This window comes from Psychroserpens mesophilus (assembly GCF_050617655.1).
Classification (GTDB): Bacteria; Bacteroidota; Bacteroidia; order Flavobacteriales; family Flavobacteriaceae; genus Psychroserpens; species Psychroserpens mesophilus_A.
Window position 1 is genome coordinate 329825 of the sequence record NZ_JBODQC010000003.1, and the last position, 15268, is coordinate 345092.

Consider the following 15268-nt stretch of genomic DNA (forward strand, 5'->3'; position numbering starts at 1 on the left):
TTTTGTATTTTGTTTATTTACCTTTGTATGGTATGGATGTATTACATTATTCGTTTATTATACCTGTTTATAACAGACCAGATGAAATCAAAGAGCTGTTAGAAAGTTTTTTGACAATTCATGGTACTATTCCTTTTGAAATTGTAATTGTTGAAGATGGCTCCACAATAGATTGTAAGTCAGTTATAAGGAATTTTTCAAGTCATTTAAACATATCGTATTATACGAAACCCAATTCTGGACCTGGAGATTCTAGAAACTATGGTATGGCTAAAGCAAAAGGTAATTATTTTATAATTTTAGATTCTGATTGCCTATTACCAGCACACTATTTAAGTGTAGTTAATAACAAACTTAATCACAATTATGTAGATTGTTTTGGAGGACCAGATACAGCTGATGAATCTTTTACAAATTTGCAAAAAGCTATTAATTTTGCAATGACTTCTTTTATAACAACTGGTGGTATCAGAGGATCAAAGACAAAGAATAAAAAGTTTCAGCCAAGAAGTTTTAATATGGGAATTTCAAAAGTTGCGTTTGAAGCATCTGGTGGCTTTGGAAACATTCATCCAGGTGAAGATCCAGATTTGTCATTAAGATTACATAAATTAGGTTTTAAAACTGAACTTTTTGAGGATGCGTTTGTCTATCACAAAAGACGTATATCCTGGTCTAAATTTCATACACAAGTCTATAAGTTTGGTTTGGTAAGACCTATACTTAATTTATGGCACCCCAAAAGTGAGCGTATTATTTTCTGGTTTCCTACCTTGTTTTGTTTAGGTGTTTTATTAGCTATTATTTCGGCTGCTCTTGGTAATTACTTTTTATTGATTACTTTCGGTCTATATGTCGCTTTAGCTTTTGTACTTGCTTTATATCAAACCAAAAATATTATGATTGCTACTCAAGCAATTTTAGCAATATTTATTCAGTTTTTTGGTTATGGTTATGGCTTTTTGAAATCAACTTTAGTGATTAAAGTATTAAAAAAGAAGCCAGAAGATTACTATCCTAATCTGTTTTTTTAAAATGTTATCTAAATTAAGATCTATACTAACAAAGTCCATAAAGAATAAAAAGCTTAACGTCTTTGGCTTATTTTTCTTATTGGCTTTTTTAATATTAGTACTTAGTAAATTGTCGAAATCTTATACTGAAACATTGACGGTTGGTGTTAGTTTTGTTAATCTGCAAGAAGATAAAGTTTTAATAATTGATGATCGACCTAAATTAAAGATTATAGTAAATACCTATGGTTTTAATCTTTTAGGCGCTTATTTTCAAGATAATACAATTGCCATTGATTTAAAAGATGATGTTTATATAAGTAAGGATTCTTATGTGTGGATAGCCAATCGAGCTTTGCCAAATATAGAAAAACAATTCAGTAAAAGTTTTAAAATAGAATCGATACAACCAGATACTTTAAACATCCCTTTCGGAACTTTATCTGTTAAAAAAGTACCAGTAAAACTCAATTCTAGTGTAACTTATGCTTCAGGATATGATACATTAAAAGGGATGGTATTAGAACCAGACTCTATAAAAGTCATTGGGTCAAATACTGAGATAAAAGCCATTAATCACGTTGAAACTTCAGAATTGAATTTAATCAACATTAAAGAGGATATAAGCACAACGATAGGTCTCAAACTTCCAGATGAAGGTCATACCATAAAATTATCCCAAGAAAAAATTACAGTAACAGCTGAAGTTCAAAAATTCACCGAAGGTACACTTGAAATTCCAGTTGTCATAACGAACCTTCCTTCAGACACACAAATTAATTATTTTCCAAAAACGATTAAGGTCTCGTATGAAGTGAGTTTAAATCATTATAAATCTATAAAACCAACAGATTTTAAAATTGAATGTGATTATTCAGAGATTAAAACTTCTAATAAATCTTATTTCACACCTAAGCTTAAAAAAGTGCCAGAAAACGTGAAGCGTATAAAATTGAAACAAGATAAAATTGAATACATTATAACAGAATGATAATAGTAGGACTTACAGGAGGTATAGGAAGCGGTAAAACTACTGTTGCTAAATTATTTGAAAGTTTGAACATCCCAATCTATATTGCAGATGTTGAAGCAAAACTTTTAATGAACACCTCTACAGGTATAAAAGAAAAACTTGTTGAGCTTTTTGGAGAAAAAGCATACCTTAATGATGAGCTCAATAGACCTTTTATTGCCGACACAATTTTTAATAATAAATCGTATTTAAAGAAGATGAACGCTATTGTGCATCCAGAAGTTGGGACGCATTTTAAACAGTGGCTAGCGCAACAAAACTCACCTTATGTGATTAAGGAAGCGGCTATTATTTTTGAGCATCAGAAACAATCACAATACGATTTGATTATTTCAGTTATAGCTGATGAAGACAAACGTTTACAACGCGTTATAAATCGGGATCAAAGTACTCCAGAAAAAGTCTTAGCCATAATGAAAAATCAAATGAGTGATATCGATAAAGTTAAACTATCTGACTTTGTTATTGTTAACAATGATAAAAGCACTCTAAAAAAACAAGTACAAAAAATACATAAATCCATACTTAAACACATCAAAAATACTACAATTTAACTTTTGTGTTAATGTAAGGTTAAAGGGGAGTACATGTAAATGTTAAAATGTTAAATTTGAGCGATGGGCAAAAAGCTATTCATTTTATTGGTGGTTTTAATGAGTTTATCACTCATAGGTATCATTTTTGTACAAGCGTATTTTATAAATAATACACTTAAAAATGAAAAAACAAACTTTACCTTAAATGTAAAGCGTTCTTTAAGTTCTGTTTCTAAGGCTATTGAAGATAAAGAGTTTCAAGTGTATTCACAAAGGCTTCAAAATCTTATAGAAAGCGGAGTTGATCCTGACTCAACAGCCATGCGACAAGTTTTCATTTTAGAACAAGATGATTTGTCTAATGAAACCAGAATTTATGGTAATGCCATTTCTGAGGAAAGTTTTAAAGTACCATCATTGTTCTTTGACATTGGTTTAGACAGTTTCAATTTAAGTCGCGTAAGAAATACCAGAACCACAGAAATTTATGATAACAGCACTATTGATGGTAACAGGTCTATAAGCTTACAAAAGTCTATTAAGAATTTTAGTAACCTTACTTTACTGGAAAAAGCTCAGTTCGAATCTATAACGAGAGATCAATTTAAAAATATTCCTATTTATAAGCGTGTTTCGGCAGATGAGGTACAATCTCTTTTACAAAAACAACTTGATAATAATGGAATCAATACAAGTTTTGAATTTGCCATTTATGATAGAGACCTTTCAACAAAAGTACAATCTGAAAATTTTGATTTAAATCCAGATTCTACAATTGGAGTTCCTGTTTTTCTTGATAACAACAAGGAAAGTGATTATATGCTTTATGTGGATTTCCCTGAAAGAAATAAATTTTTATTGTCTTCTATTTTAGGAATGATTGCATTATCAATTCTATTCACATCTATAATCGTAATTGCATATACAAGTGCAATTTATCAATTGATAAAGCAACGTCAAATCTCTCAAATAAAAACAGACTTTATCAATAACATGACCCATGAGTTTAAAACACCAATTGCAACGATTAATTTGGCCTTAGACTCCATTAGAAATCCCAAAATTATTGCAGATCAAGAGAAAGTGATGCGTTATCTTAAAATGATTAAAGATGAAAACAAACGTATGAATGCTCAAGTTGAAAATGTGTTAAGAATTTCTAAGTTAGAGAAAAATGAACTTAATATAAGTAAGGAAAGAGTGAAATTACACGATATAGTCGAAGATGCAGTGAGCCATATAGAATTGATTGTTGAAGACAGAAAAGGTTATGTTAAGACCCATTTAGACGCAGAAAAGTCATCTGTTTTAGCAAATGATACGCATTTTACAAATGTTATTGTAAATATATTAGACAATGCAGTGAAATACAGTGATGAAGCTCCAAAAATAGATGTCTATACTGAAAATGTTGGGAATAATATATTGTTGAAAATTGCCGATCAAGGAAATGGAATGTCTAAACAAGTACAGAAAAAAGTGTTCGAAAAATTTTATAGAGAACACACAGGAAATGTACACAATGTTAAAGGTCACGGCTTAGGCTTAGCCTATGTTAAACGAATAGTTGATGACCATCAAGGTCATATATCAGTAGAAAGTGAAAAAGGAAAAGGTAGTATATTTACAATTAAGCTACCATTAATATCGTAAATTATGGAAGAACAAAACAAAAAAATACTTTTAGTCGAAGATGATCCAAATTTTGGAACAGTTTTAAAAGACTATCTTAATATGAATGATTATGATGTTGTTCATGCAAAAAACGGAATGGAAGGATTTGAAAAATTTAAGAAAGATGATTTCGATCTTTGCATATTAGACGTTATGATGCCTTATAAAGACGGATTTACACTCGCTAAAGAAATACGTGAGAAAAATACCGATGTTCCAATTATCTTTTTAACTGCAAAAGCAATGAAAGAAGATGTATTAAAAGGTTATAAGGTTGGAGCAGATGATTATTTGAATAAACCTTTTGATAGTGAAGTTCTTTTAATGAAAATAAAGGCTATCATTCAGCGTAAAGCAACAGATACTATAGCAGATAGTAAGCAGTTTGAATTTAAGATAGGTAGGTTTGATTTAAATTCTAAACTACGTTTCTTAAAATTCAATGGTAAAGATCCAATTAAATTATCTCCAAAAGAAAATGAATTACTTCGTCTGTTGGCACTTCATGAAAATGATTTAATGCCAAGAGAACTTGCACTTACAAAGATATGGAGAGATGATAATTATTTTACATCAAGAAGTATGGATGTGTATATCGCTAAACTTAGAAAGTATTTAAAACTTGATGAGAATGTAGAGATTTTAAATATTCATGGCGAAGGATTTAGATTGGTAGTGAATCAAGACGCCTAGAAATTATGTATATAAAATAAAATCCAGCAATTTGCTGGATTTTTTTTGTTCATAAAAAAAGCCTATCAAATGATAGGCTTAGGTTTTAAAAAAACGAATTGAATATTAGATAACTTTTACGTTAATTGCGTTTAATCCTTTTTTTCCTTCTGTTAAATCGAATTCTACTTCGTCACCTTCTCTAACCTCGTCGATTAAACCAGAAATGTGTACAAAATGTTCTTTGTTGTTTCCTTCTTCAGTGATGAATCCAAATCCTTTTGAATCGTTGAAGAATTTTACGGTACCTTTACTCATAATAAAAAATTATATTTATTTAAGTCGCAAAAGTAACTTTAATTAATTGAATAATAGTGTCTTTTATAGTTTAATTTAAATTATCACGTTAGAAAACCCTTTTTGTAATCTGTTATGGCTTCAATTATGAGTTTTGCATCAGTCTTATAATCAAACCATAATGTGTTTGTATTTCTTTTAAACCACGTCAGTTGTCGCTTTGCAAAACGCCTGGTATTCTTTTTAATTTCTGAAACGGCAAAATCTAAAGACCATTCGTCATTTAAAAATTTAAATAATTCTTTGTAACCAACGGTATTTAAGGCATTCAAATGTTGTTTAGATGATAAAGCTTTAACTTCGTTTAATAAACCTTCAGTTAACATAAAATCAACACGCTTATTGATTCTATCGTAAATAACTTCACGCTCTGCAGTTAAACCAATCGTTATGGTTTTAAAAGCCCTTTCTTTATGTGTTGAAGATAAAAATGAAGAATAAGGTTGCTTAGTTCCAATACAAATCTCTAAGGCTCTTATGAGTCTGTGCGGATTAGCGATTGCAATTGTTTTGTATGATTTTGGATCTAAAAATTTCAGTTGATCTTGAAGTGCTTCAATTCCCTCAGATCTTAATTTTTTATTTAAAGATGTTCTGATACTGGAATCTACTTTTGGAAACGCATCTAAGCCTTTTATAACTGCATCAACATAAAGACCAGAACCACCTACCATGATGACAGTATCTCTAGTTTCAAATAGTGTATCTAACATTTTAATAGCTTCTTTTTCAAAATCACCAACACTGTAGTTGTCTTCAACAGATTTATGATGAATAAAGTGGTGTTTTGCAGACGCCAATTCTGATGGAGTAGGAGCCGCAGTTCCAATGTGCATTTCTTTGTAAAACTGTCTTGAATCTGCAGAGATAATATCTGTGCCAAAATGTTGTGCAAGTTTTATACTCAAAGCTGTTTTGCCAATGGCTGTCGGACCAACAATAGAAATAAGAATTTTAGTCATAATGTAATTTACAACCGCATTTATGGCAAAATTCTGCACCATCTTGATGTGTTTCACTAAGACAATTTACACAACATTGGGTGTTGAGCTGTAGGCTTTTCTGGTGTTCAAGTTCTTCGTCGGAGAATTTCTTTTTTTGATCGCCTGAAGCCTTTGTGTATTCCGCAGAAACGATACCAGTAGGAACTGCAATAATACCATAACCTAATATCATAATTATTGTAGCAATAAACTGACCTAATGCTGTTTCAGGTGCAATATCTCCAAAACCAACAGTAGTGAGTGTTACGATACACCAATAGACACTTTTTGGAATGTTATCAAACCCATGTTCTGCACCTTCAACCAGATACATTATGGTACCAAAAATTACGGCAGCAATGAGTACTGCGAATAAAAAAACTGAAATCTTAGCTCTACTTGCTTTAATAGCACTTGCCAGCTGGTTTGAAGCTCCTAAATAACGTGCTAATTTTAAGATTCTGAATACGCGTAATAAACGCAATGCTCTTAAAGCAACTAATGCATGAGAACCAGCTAAAGCAAATGAGATGTACATTGGTATGGTAGAAAGGAAATCAACAATTCCGTAGAAACTGAAAATATATTTCCAAGGTTTACGAACGGTAATAACTCTGGCAATGTATTCAATAGAGAATAATATCGTAACAGTCCACTCACCATAATACAGTATGTTATGATATTTAGCATCAATTGTCTTCACACTTTCCAACATCACTAATAGAATACTGGCCAGAATAAAAATGAGTAACACAACATCGAATAATTTTCCAGCAGGTGTGTCTGCTTCATAAATAATTTCATGAAGTCTGTCTCTCCAACTGATATTTGTCGTTTGTTTACTCATATTATCAAAAGTACTAAAAACATTACTCTTTCTTATCTAATACAATAAGAGAGTTGTTTTGTATGTCAACAACATTTGTCATAAGAGTTTTTAGAGCGTCATAAAAAATGGGATCATAAATAGGCTCATTAAATGTTAATTTAAAATACATGGTTATAACGTTTTCATTTTGCTGTGCTGAAAACAATAAAGAGCCTTTGTTTTCCGGGAGTTTTAAACTTGTAGATTCTGGTATTTCACTAATTTTATAACTATCATCAATATTGATCTTGATGGTATAAATATAGGCGTCTTTATAACCAAAATCAATAGGATAACTTCTTTCCTGAAGTTTGAAAGGGTTCTCATTAAAAAATTTAAATAAGAACGGATTTAGATAAACCGTTTCACCTACAACATCTGGTGTTGTTTGTATATTAAAATTAGCATTGAAACTATCATCTTTCTTTTCTGTATCAACCACATTAAAGTCTGAAAACACTAATGCACTATAGGTGTTTTTAAAAGCTTCAGTATATGCGGTAGGATTATTAAAATAGGCTTCTCTAGAGCTTAATGAATGATAACCATTAGATTTATAAGTTACATTTCCTTTTAACATGTTAGTTGCATCTAAATTCAATTCATAGCTATATGCTTTAAGACTCATGTCATCAACATTAATGTTATACCAAGAACTGTTGTTTTTGAAACTGAGTTCTCTGCCATATTGATTTAAGCATCTAAACGGAATTTGTCCAAAAAAATAGAAATCTTCAGTGGCATCAAGCAAATAGGGTTTTTCATCTATAGTTGCTTTTACAATCAGATAATTGAAATCTGAAAGTACAGGGTAAATCTGCGTTACAAGTCCGTTGTTTCTTGTAGATAAAATGATAGGACTCACATCTATTTCATGTTCTTTTAAAAGAAGGTACAATAGAGTATTAATTTCTCCTACTGAACCAGATTTTTCACTTAAAAGTTGTTTTACAGAGATGTTATCAAAAAGATTGTACTCCTCGTTCCAGCTATAATTCGTCTGAACGTATTCAAATATTGCTTTCGCTTTATCTAAAGGGTTTTTAAGTAACGCTATATCATCAGGCAGTACATCTTTGACTCTGCTTTGTTTTTGTAATTCCTTACCTAGTTCAAGATCGCGTTTAATTTCGTTGTCAATTGTTTTCCAGCTTTTGGTTATATCTTCAACGCTCCCATCGAAACCTCTAACTGTTTTTAATTCGTATTCAATTCGTGCCAGATAATTGTTTCTGGTGGTCATATAATCTTCATCAATAAAAGCTGGCACATTTTTCATCAGATACCTGCTTACAGTACAATTAGAACTTGCACTTCCTGAAACTAAACACTTTAGTTCGTAATTTACTTTGTTTACAGATAATTTTTGACCACCAACTAATTTTATATTATATTCCCAGTTTCCAGGAATACTGGCAATATATTCACTGTGTAACTTTGGAATTTCTCCCTGAAAATCCCAACTTTTATACTTATACATGAAAGGAGAATCCAGCGTATAACTATAACTTATTACTGAGCCTTCTTTTACATTGGGAAACGCAAACTTTATTAAGGTATAATTGTCATTGTATTTTTCTTCAAAAATATCACTCTTTTCAAGTTTGGTTGTAACAACTTTATCGTTTTCTATATTATAGACTGTAGCATCGATATCTTCTATTTTTTCTTTTTTCCCTTTATTATTATAAATAAGGATGGATGCTTCAGCATATTTAAAACCATTACGGTTTAAGATTTTTAGTTTTCGTGTAATTTTAGTATTTAATCTGAAGGTTGAATTATCTACAAAGCTATTTCCTTTTTCATAAATAACTAATGCGCTTGCTGTTGAGTCTTTTGAATATATGTTTTGTTCAATATCAGGTCTGGTAACTTCATATGTGGCAGCATAATCATTGCTTTGTGCATTTGCATTTATAAATATCAATACTAATAGTAAGGTAAGTTTTTTCATGTGGTTATTTATAAGGAAATTGTTTTTACATGCTTATTACGTCTTAAATAACTCTGTATAATGTGTTGTGTGTCTCTGTTGTTTTCCATTGGAGTAATAATAGATTGAAGAACTTCAATATTAGTGATTTGATAATTCAAATCAAAAAATCCTAAACCTTGAAATATACCATTTTGTATGTATATAACGCTTCGCTCATCAATATCTCTGCCTTTATCTATGATAAGCATGTCTTTATTGTCATAACTATATTTTTCAATAAGCTGTTGTACACGTTTATTATATGAGCTTGCAGGTTCTTCTTCGATGCAAGCACCAGCACACTGTTTAATGGTATAATTGAAGCAACTGTGTTTTGTTGGATATAAGCCGGTAAGTTTCTGGCACAAATTATAGTCTTCTACAATTTTAAACATGAAACTTTTAGCACTTTGACGGTTTGTAAAAGTTATAATTGGTCTCTTTTCTCCGTTAGCGATATCTATATAAAGAATAGTGTACCCACTAGTATCTTGATAACTATACAGAGCATGCGTAAAAATATTTCGTCTCAAGGCTCTGTTATGTATTGGCTTATTTCGTTTAATTTCTTCGCTTTCTTTTAATAAGGCAACGAGTTCACTACCTGTTGTTTCGTAAGTTACTGAAGCAACTTGCAACTGTATTTTTTTTGACTTTCTGCTTTTGTCTGTTAGGTGCTGGTTAATGCGATGTTTAATGTTTTTGCTTTTACCAATATAAATAATTTTACCATCTGCATCGTGAATGTAATATACACCTGTAACTGCTGGCAAAGCATCAATGATTGTTTTATGATTCGGGTTTAAGCGTCTTTCAGCAACTGCTTTTTTTATATTGTTTTTTATGATATACTTATCTAAATCTTTGGTAAGCAGTATTTTAAATAGCTTTACAGTTGCCATAGCATCGCCATTTGCACGATGTCTGTCACTAACAGGAATACCTAATGATCTTGTGAGTTTACCTAAGCTGTATGAAGGTTGATCTGGAATTAATTGTTTAGATAATTCTACAGTACAGAGTGTTTCGCGTTTAAATCCGTAACCTAATCGTTTGAATTCTGTTCGAAGAATGCGGTAATCAAATTCTGAATTATGAGCAACAATAATACAATCTTCTGTAATTTCAACAATGCGTTTAGCAACCTCATAAAATTTAGGTGCTGTTTTAAGCATATTGCTATTGATACCAGTAAGATTTACTACAAAAGGCTGAATATCTCGTTCAGGATTCACTAAACTAATAAATTTATCTACCACTTTGTGACCGTCAAACTTATATATGGCTATTTCAGTAATTCCTTCTTCATTGTATTTTCCACCAGTGGTTTCTATGTCTAATATTGCGTAAATAAGAAAAGAGTTTAAAAGTTATAAGTTTTAGAAGTGAAATAATAAGACATAAATAGATTGTGAAAAATAATTTGTTTACTGGTTTCTAGCTCCAAATATACTACTTCCAACTCTAACCATAGTGCTTCCGCAGTCGATAGCTAATTTAAAATCGCCACTCATTCCCATTGAAATCGTTTTTAGTTCACAATTATTGGTTTTCAGGTGTTTTAAATTTTCAAATGTTGTTTTAAGTCGTTTGAATTCTTCTTCTATTTGGTTTAAATCCTCTGTAAAAGTAGCCATACCCATAACACCAATAATGCAAACGTTAGATAAAGATGCTACCTCTTTTGAAGCCATTAATGCTTTTGCATCAGCAGGAGACATTCCAAATTTAGTGTCTTCCTCAGCAATTTTTATTTGAAGCAAACAATTAATAATTCTATCGTGCTTTTTAGCTTGTTTATTGATTTCTTTCAGCAGTTTAAAACTATCTACACCATGAATTAAATTTACAAACTCAGCCATATATTTCACTTTGTTACGCTGTACATGGCCAATCATATGCCATTCGATATCTTTTGGCATTTGTTCCTGTTTCTCAACCATTTCCTGGATCTTATTTTCTCCAAAAACACGTTGTCCAGCCTGATAGGCTTCCATTAAATCTGAAACAGGTTTCGTTTTAGATACAGCGACCAAAGTCACATGTTCAGGTAATTGAGATGTTATATCGTTTAAGTTTTGCTTGATATTCATTTTAGATTATGCTTTGTTTTAGATTCTGAAATGAGTTCAGAATGACGTTCTGTTAGAACTCATAAATAGTAATGCCACTTCTTAATTTTGGCAGGATGTAAGTGCTTTTAGGAGGCATTTTTAAACCTTCATCAGCAATTTGTTTCATTTGTTCTATTGATGTTGGACACATGCCAAAGCCAACCATAAATTCTCCGCTATCTACACTACTTTTTATGGTAATCATTTCATGCTGACCATTTACATATTCAATGCGATTATCGTTTCGTAAGTCATGTATGCCTAAAACCGGTCTTAAAATAGTTTCATACAACAGATGTGCATCTAATCGGTCTAAAGCTGTGTGGAATTCATAACTTGTTTTTCTTAAGTATAATGAATAGAATTCTCCATCTAAATACATACTAAAGTGATGTGGTTTAGATGGACTGTAAGGCATAGTGCCTCTGTTTTCAATTCGGTATAATTCATCAAGTTTTATTAAGAATTCTTCTTTGCTCAAACCATTTAAATCTTTTATTAATCTGTTAAATTCATGAATCACCAATTCAGATTCTGGAATGAGATACGACATGAAAAAGTTATAAGATTCAGTACCATTATGATTTGGATTATTTGCTTTTTCATCAGTATATAATAAATGTGAAGAAGCCGAGCGATGATGACCATCTGCTATGTAAATGGTATTCATTTTTTCAAACTCTTTCTCAATAATAGCTACAGTGTTTTCATTATCTATTTTCCATAAAAAATGAGTGTCTCTGTAAGTCATTGTAAACTCAAATTCGGCATATCCCTTTTGCGTATCTTTTATTATTTTTGAAATGATGTCATTATCAGGATACGTTAATAGTACAGGTTCTGCATTAAACCCAACTGTTTTTAGGTAGGATTTAAATGTTTCTTCTCGTTTTGCTAAAGTATCTTCGTGTTTTTTTATAATATCATTTTCATAATCTTCAGCACTGGTTGCAGCGATAAGTCCGTTAAATTCCTGTCCGTGTCTGTTTACAATTTTATAAACGTAAAAAGAAGGTTTTTTATCCTGAACAAAAATACCATCTTCTTTAAATTCTAAATACCTGTTTTTTACAAGTCTATAACGATCTTCACCAGTAATGACCTGATCGTATTTGTAACCAGGATTTACAATATGAAGAAAACTAAACGGGTTATAATCCATTCGTGATTCACGCTCATCGACTGTATAACTTTGGTATGGACGCGCAGCAACCAAGCCAACAATAGCTCTTGTAGGTCGTACCGCTTTAAATGGAATTACTTTAGCCATTATTTAGTGTTAGAGTTATAAAAGAAAAACGAATTAGTATTTTTATTATTTATCTCCAATGCCTTTTTACTACTGAAACTGTTTCGATACGTGTTCTGCTTTTCTGCTTTCAGAATAATCATAAAAACCTTCACCAGATTTCACGCCTAGTTTTCCAGCACGTACCATGTTAACTAATAATGGACAAGGTGCGTATTTTGGATTTTTAAATCCGTCGTACATAACATTTAAAATAGATAAACACACATCGAGTCCGATAAAATCAGCCAGTTGTAATGGACCCATTGGATGAGCCATCCCTAACTTCATAACCGTATCGATTTCTTCAACACCAGCCACACCATTATAAAGTGTTTCTACAGATTCATTAATCATTGGCATTAAAATACGATTGGCTACAAAACCAGGATAATCATTTACTTCAGTTGGAATTTTACCTAACGTTTTCGATAATTCCATAATGGTATTGGTCACATCATCGCTTGTATTGTAACCACGAATGATTTCAACCAATTTCATAATGGGTACAGGATTCATAAAATGCATCCCAATAACCATCTCAGGACGAGACGTTACAGCTGCAATCTGTGTGATGGAAATAGACGATGTATTAGTTGCCAAAATGGTGTCTTCAGGACAAGCTTCATCCAATTGCTTAAAGATTTTAAGTTTTAGATCAATATTTTCAGTAGCAGCTTCAACAACCAGGCTAGCATATTCTACACCTTCAGAAACATTAGTGAAGGTCGTGATATTGTCTAAAGTGGCTTGCTTATCTGCTTCAGTGATTTTGTCTTTAGCCACCATACGATCTAAATTTTTAGTGATGGTATCCATTCCTCGTTTTAAAGAGGCTTCACTAATATCTATTAATTGTACTTTAAATCCAGATTGAGCAAATGTGTGGGCAATTCCGTTACCCATAGTTCCTGCTCCAATGACTGCTACATTTTTCATTTTATATTTGTTTTTTTGTTTCCAGTAAAAGGAAACTAGAGTTATGTTTATTATTTAAATTGATTTATAATCATAGTTGCAACACGTAAGGCTTCAGTACCATCATGAAGTGTTACAACTGGAGTTGTATTGTTATTGATAGCATCTGCAAAGGTTTCTAATTCATCTAAAATAGCATTGTTATTGGCTACATCAGGATTGTCGAAATAAATTTGCTTTTTGATGCCTTCAGCATTTTGAAGAATCATATCAAAATCTCCAGGCTGTTCAGGAGCATCTTTCATTTTAACGACTTCACATTTTTTTTCTAGAAAATCTACAGAGATGTAGGCATCCTTCTGAAAAAAACGAGTTTTACGCATGTTTTTTAACGAAATACGGCTTGCTGTTAAGTTGGCCACGCATCCATTTTCAAATTCTATACGAGCATTGGCAATATCTGGTGTGTCGCTAATAACCGAAACACCGCTTGCAGAAACATGTTTTACTTTAGATTTTACAACACTTAAAATGATATCAATATCATGAATCATCAAATCTAAAACGACAGGAACATCTGTACCACGAGGGTTAAATTCTGCTAGACGATGTGTTTCAATAAACATTGGGTTGTTGATTTGATTTCTTACAGCAATAAAGGCTGGATTAAATCGCTCTACATGCCCAACCTGTCCACGAATATCGTGTTGAGCTAAAAGTTCTCGAATGTGTTCGGCTTCTTCAACCGTATTTGTAATGGGCTTTTCTATAAAAATATGTTTTCCTTTTGCAATTGCCTTTTTAGCACAATCGTAATGAGATAATGTTGGCGTGACAATATCTACCATATCGACAGCATCAATAAGCCCTTCAATAGTATTAAAGTAAGTATATCCAAATTCCTCTACTACTTTTTTTGCATTTGTTTCATCTGCATCATAAAACCCAACAAGGTCATATTTTTCAGATTGATTAAGAAGTCTTAAATGAATTTTACCTAGGTGACCAGCACCAAGAACACCAGCTTTTAGCATTGTTTTACGTTTTCAACAAAAATAAGATTTTTCAAAGTTTATTTATGCGAATTTCACAATAAATAATGTCTGAAATTGTGTCGTTGATAATTCGATGAGATTTAACTTTCAGTATAAAAATGTTTCAATTATTTTTACCTAGTAAACCTCACTACTTTGAAAGACACATTTAAACATCAAGGCCTTCGGCAACAACTTGTCGCTACTGTAAAAGCTAAAGGAATTAGCGATGAAAAGGTATTAGACGCTATTGGTAAAATACCAAGACATTTATTTATGGACTCTGGATTTCTTGATCACGCTTATCAGGATAAGGCGTTTCCAATTGCTGCAGATCAAACCATTTCACAGCCTTACACCGTTGCTTTTCAAACGGAATTATTACAAATCACACCAGATGATAAAGTTTTAGAAATAGGAACTGGAAGCGGTTACCAAACTGCAGTTTTATGTGTGTTAGGTGCTAAGGTTTATAGTATTGAACGTCAGCACGAACTCTATAAAAAGACCAGTAAGTTTTTGCCTAAATTAGGATACAGAGCAAAGAAACTCATTTTTGGTGATGGTTACATTGGCTTAGAAGATGAAGCGCCTTTTGATAGTATCATCGTAACAGCAGGAGCTCCTTTTGTTCCGAAGCCACTATTAAGCCAGTTAAAAATAGGAGGTAGGTTAGTGATTCCGGTTGGTGATGAGGTTCAGGTCATGACGTTGTTTATAAGAAAAGGTCCTAAAGAGTTTGAACAACACGAGTATGGCGAATTTAGATTCGTACCTTTACTAGAAGATAAAAACTAATT

15 protein-coding genes are annotated in these 15268 nt (G+C 31.8%); 6 read left to right on the top strand and 9 right to left on the bottom strand.

All coding sequences use genetic code 11. The features are described from left to right. Window positions 1-32 precede the first annotated feature (32 nt). The 5 genes from ACRHNM_RS08165 to ACRHNM_RS08185 all read left to right on the top strand — a co-directional run bounded on the left by ACRHNM_RS08165 (window position 33) and on the right by ACRHNM_RS08185 (window position 4949). Window positions 33-1034, top strand: a complete 1002-nt coding sequence (locus ACRHNM_RS08165; RefSeq protein ID WP_431135470.1) for a glycosyltransferase — start codon at window positions 33-35, stop codon at window positions 1032-1034. A gap of 1 nt (window position 1035) precedes the next feature. After that, on the top strand, window positions 1036-2004 hold the full coding sequence (locus tag ACRHNM_RS08170) for a CdaR family protein (RefSeq protein WP_431135472.1): 969 nt from the start codon (window positions 1036-1038) through the stop codon (window positions 2002-2004). Further along, window positions 2001-2600, top strand: a complete 600-nt coding sequence (coaE, locus tag ACRHNM_RS08175; protein ID WP_431135474.1) for a dephospho-CoA kinase — start codon at window positions 2001-2003, stop codon at window positions 2598-2600. The genes ACRHNM_RS08170 and coaE overlap by 4 nt, the downstream gene beginning before the upstream one ends. A gap of 63 nt (window positions 2601-2663) precedes the next feature. Next, the gene (locus ACRHNM_RS08180) at window positions 2664-4235 is read left to right on the top strand and encodes a sensor histidine kinase (protein WP_431135476.1); all 1572 of its coding nucleotides are present in this window, start codon (window positions 2664-2666) and stop codon (window positions 4233-4235) included. Window positions 4236-4238: 3 nt separating this feature from the next. Beyond that, window positions 4239-4949 carry a response regulator transcription factor gene (locus ACRHNM_RS08185; protein ID WP_431135478.1) on the top strand — a complete coding sequence of 237 codons (711 nt, stop codon included), beginning with the start codon at window positions 4239-4241 and terminating at the stop codon, window positions 4947-4949. Between the two features lie 105 nt (window positions 4950-5054). On the opposite strand, the gene ACRHNM_RS08190 is transcribed toward ACRHNM_RS08185, so the two are convergent. The 9 genes from ACRHNM_RS08190 to ACRHNM_RS08230 form a co-directional block, all read right to left on the bottom strand. Continuing rightward, entirely contained in the window at window positions 5055-5246 is a 192-nt protein-coding gene (locus ACRHNM_RS08190) for a cold-shock protein (protein ID WP_431135480.1), read from the bottom strand. 83 nt (window positions 5247-5329) lie between these two features. Further along, on the bottom strand, window positions 5330-6289 hold the full coding sequence (miaA, locus tag ACRHNM_RS08195) for a tRNA (adenosine(37)-N6)-dimethylallyltransferase MiaA (protein WP_431135481.1): 960 nt from the start codon (window positions 6287-6289) through the stop codon (window positions 5330-5332). After that, window positions 6240-7115, bottom strand: coding sequence for an ion transporter (locus ACRHNM_RS08200; RefSeq protein ID WP_431135483.1), 876 nt, complete (start codon window positions 7113-7115; stop codon window positions 6240-6242). Before ACRHNM_RS08200 ends, miaA begins: the two co-directional genes overlap by 50 nt. 22 nt (window positions 7116-7137) lie before the next feature. Next, window positions 7138-9093 (bottom strand): DUF3857 domain-containing protein, encoded by a 1956-nt coding sequence (locus ACRHNM_RS08205; protein WP_431135485.1) that lies wholly within the window; start codon window positions 9091-9093, stop codon window positions 7138-7140. An 8-nt stretch (window positions 9094-9101) separates the two neighbouring features. After that, complete coding sequence (locus ACRHNM_RS08210; RefSeq protein ID WP_431135653.1) at window positions 9102-10466, bottom strand: exonuclease domain-containing protein; 1365 nt, start codon at window positions 10464-10466, stop codon at window positions 9102-9104. A 75-nt stretch (window positions 10467-10541) separates the two neighbouring features. Next, window positions 10542-11207, bottom strand: coding sequence for a YggS family pyridoxal phosphate-dependent enzyme (locus ACRHNM_RS08215; protein WP_431135487.1), 666 nt, complete (start codon window positions 11205-11207; stop codon window positions 10542-10544). 52 nt (window positions 11208-11259) lie between these two features. Continuing rightward, on the bottom strand, window positions 11260-12498 hold the full coding sequence (locus ACRHNM_RS08220) for a DUF1015 domain-containing protein (protein WP_431135489.1): 1239 nt from the start codon (window positions 12496-12498) through the stop codon (window positions 11260-11262). A gap of 69 nt (window positions 12499-12567) precedes the next feature. Beyond that, window positions 12568-13455, bottom strand: a complete 888-nt coding sequence (locus tag ACRHNM_RS08225; protein ID WP_431135491.1) for a 3-hydroxyacyl-CoA dehydrogenase family protein — start codon at window positions 13453-13455, stop codon at window positions 12568-12570. Between the two features lie 50 nt (window positions 13456-13505). Next, window positions 13506-14468 (bottom strand): Gfo/Idh/MocA family protein, encoded by a 963-nt coding sequence (locus ACRHNM_RS08230; RefSeq protein WP_431135493.1) that lies wholly within the window; start codon window positions 14466-14468, stop codon window positions 13506-13508. 156 nt (window positions 14469-14624) lie between these two features. Here ACRHNM_RS08230 and ACRHNM_RS08235 point away from each other — a divergent pair, with 156 nt between their 5' ends. Then, entirely contained in the window at window positions 14625-15266 is a 642-nt protein-coding gene (locus ACRHNM_RS08235; protein WP_431135495.1) for a protein-L-isoaspartate(D-aspartate) O-methyltransferase, read from the top strand. The last annotated feature ends 2 nt before the right edge of the window (window positions 15267-15268 follow it).

What these genes read in the sequence shown, in the direction of transcription:
- ACRHNM_RS08215 (WP_431135487.1), bottom strand. Translation starts at nt 11,207, where the DNA reads ATGAATATCAAGCAAAACTTAAACGATATAACATCTCAATTACCTGAA.
- ACRHNM_RS08165 (WP_431135470.1), top strand. Translation starts at nt 33, where the DNA reads ATGGATGTATTACATTATTCGTTTATTATACCTGTTTATAACAGACCA.
- ACRHNM_RS08200 (WP_431135483.1), bottom strand. Translation starts at nt 7,115, where the DNA reads ATGAGTAAACAAACGACAAATATCAGTTGGAGAGACAGACTTCATGAA.
- ACRHNM_RS08170 (WP_431135472.1), top strand. Translation starts at nt 1,036, where the DNA reads ATGTTATCTAAATTAAGATCTATACTAACAAAGTCCATAAAGAATAAA.
- coaE (WP_431135474.1), top strand. Translation starts at nt 2,001, where the DNA reads ATGATAATAGTAGGACTTACAGGAGGTATAGGAAGCGGTAAAACTACT.
- miaA (WP_431135481.1), bottom strand. Translation starts at nt 6,289, where the DNA reads ATGGTGCAGAATTTTGCCATAAATGCGGTTGTAAATTACATTATGACT.
- ACRHNM_RS08220 (WP_431135489.1), bottom strand. Translation starts at nt 12,498, where the DNA reads ATGGCTAAAGTAATTCCATTTAAAGCGGTACGACCTACAAGAGCTATT.
- ACRHNM_RS08190 (WP_431135480.1), bottom strand. Translation starts at nt 5,246, where the DNA reads ATGAGTAAAGGTACCGTAAAATTCTTCAACGATTCAAAAGGATTTGGA.
- ACRHNM_RS08185 (WP_431135478.1), top strand. Translation starts at nt 4,239, where the DNA reads ATGGAAGAACAAAACAAAAAAATACTTTTAGTCGAAGATGATCCAAAT.
- ACRHNM_RS08225 (WP_431135491.1), bottom strand. Translation starts at nt 13,455, where the DNA reads ATGAAAAATGTAGCAGTCATTGGAGCAGGAACTATGGGTAACGGAATT.
- ACRHNM_RS08205 (WP_431135485.1), bottom strand. Translation starts at nt 9,093, where the DNA reads ATGAAAAAACTTACCTTACTATTAGTATTGATATTTATAAATGCAAAT.
- ACRHNM_RS08180 (WP_431135476.1), top strand. Translation starts at nt 2,664, where the DNA reads ATGGGCAAAAAGCTATTCATTTTATTGGTGGTTTTAATGAGTTTATCA.
- ACRHNM_RS08230 (WP_431135493.1), bottom strand. Translation starts at nt 14,468, where the DNA reads ATGCTAAAAGCTGGTGTTCTTGGTGCTGGTCACCTAGGTAAAATTCAT.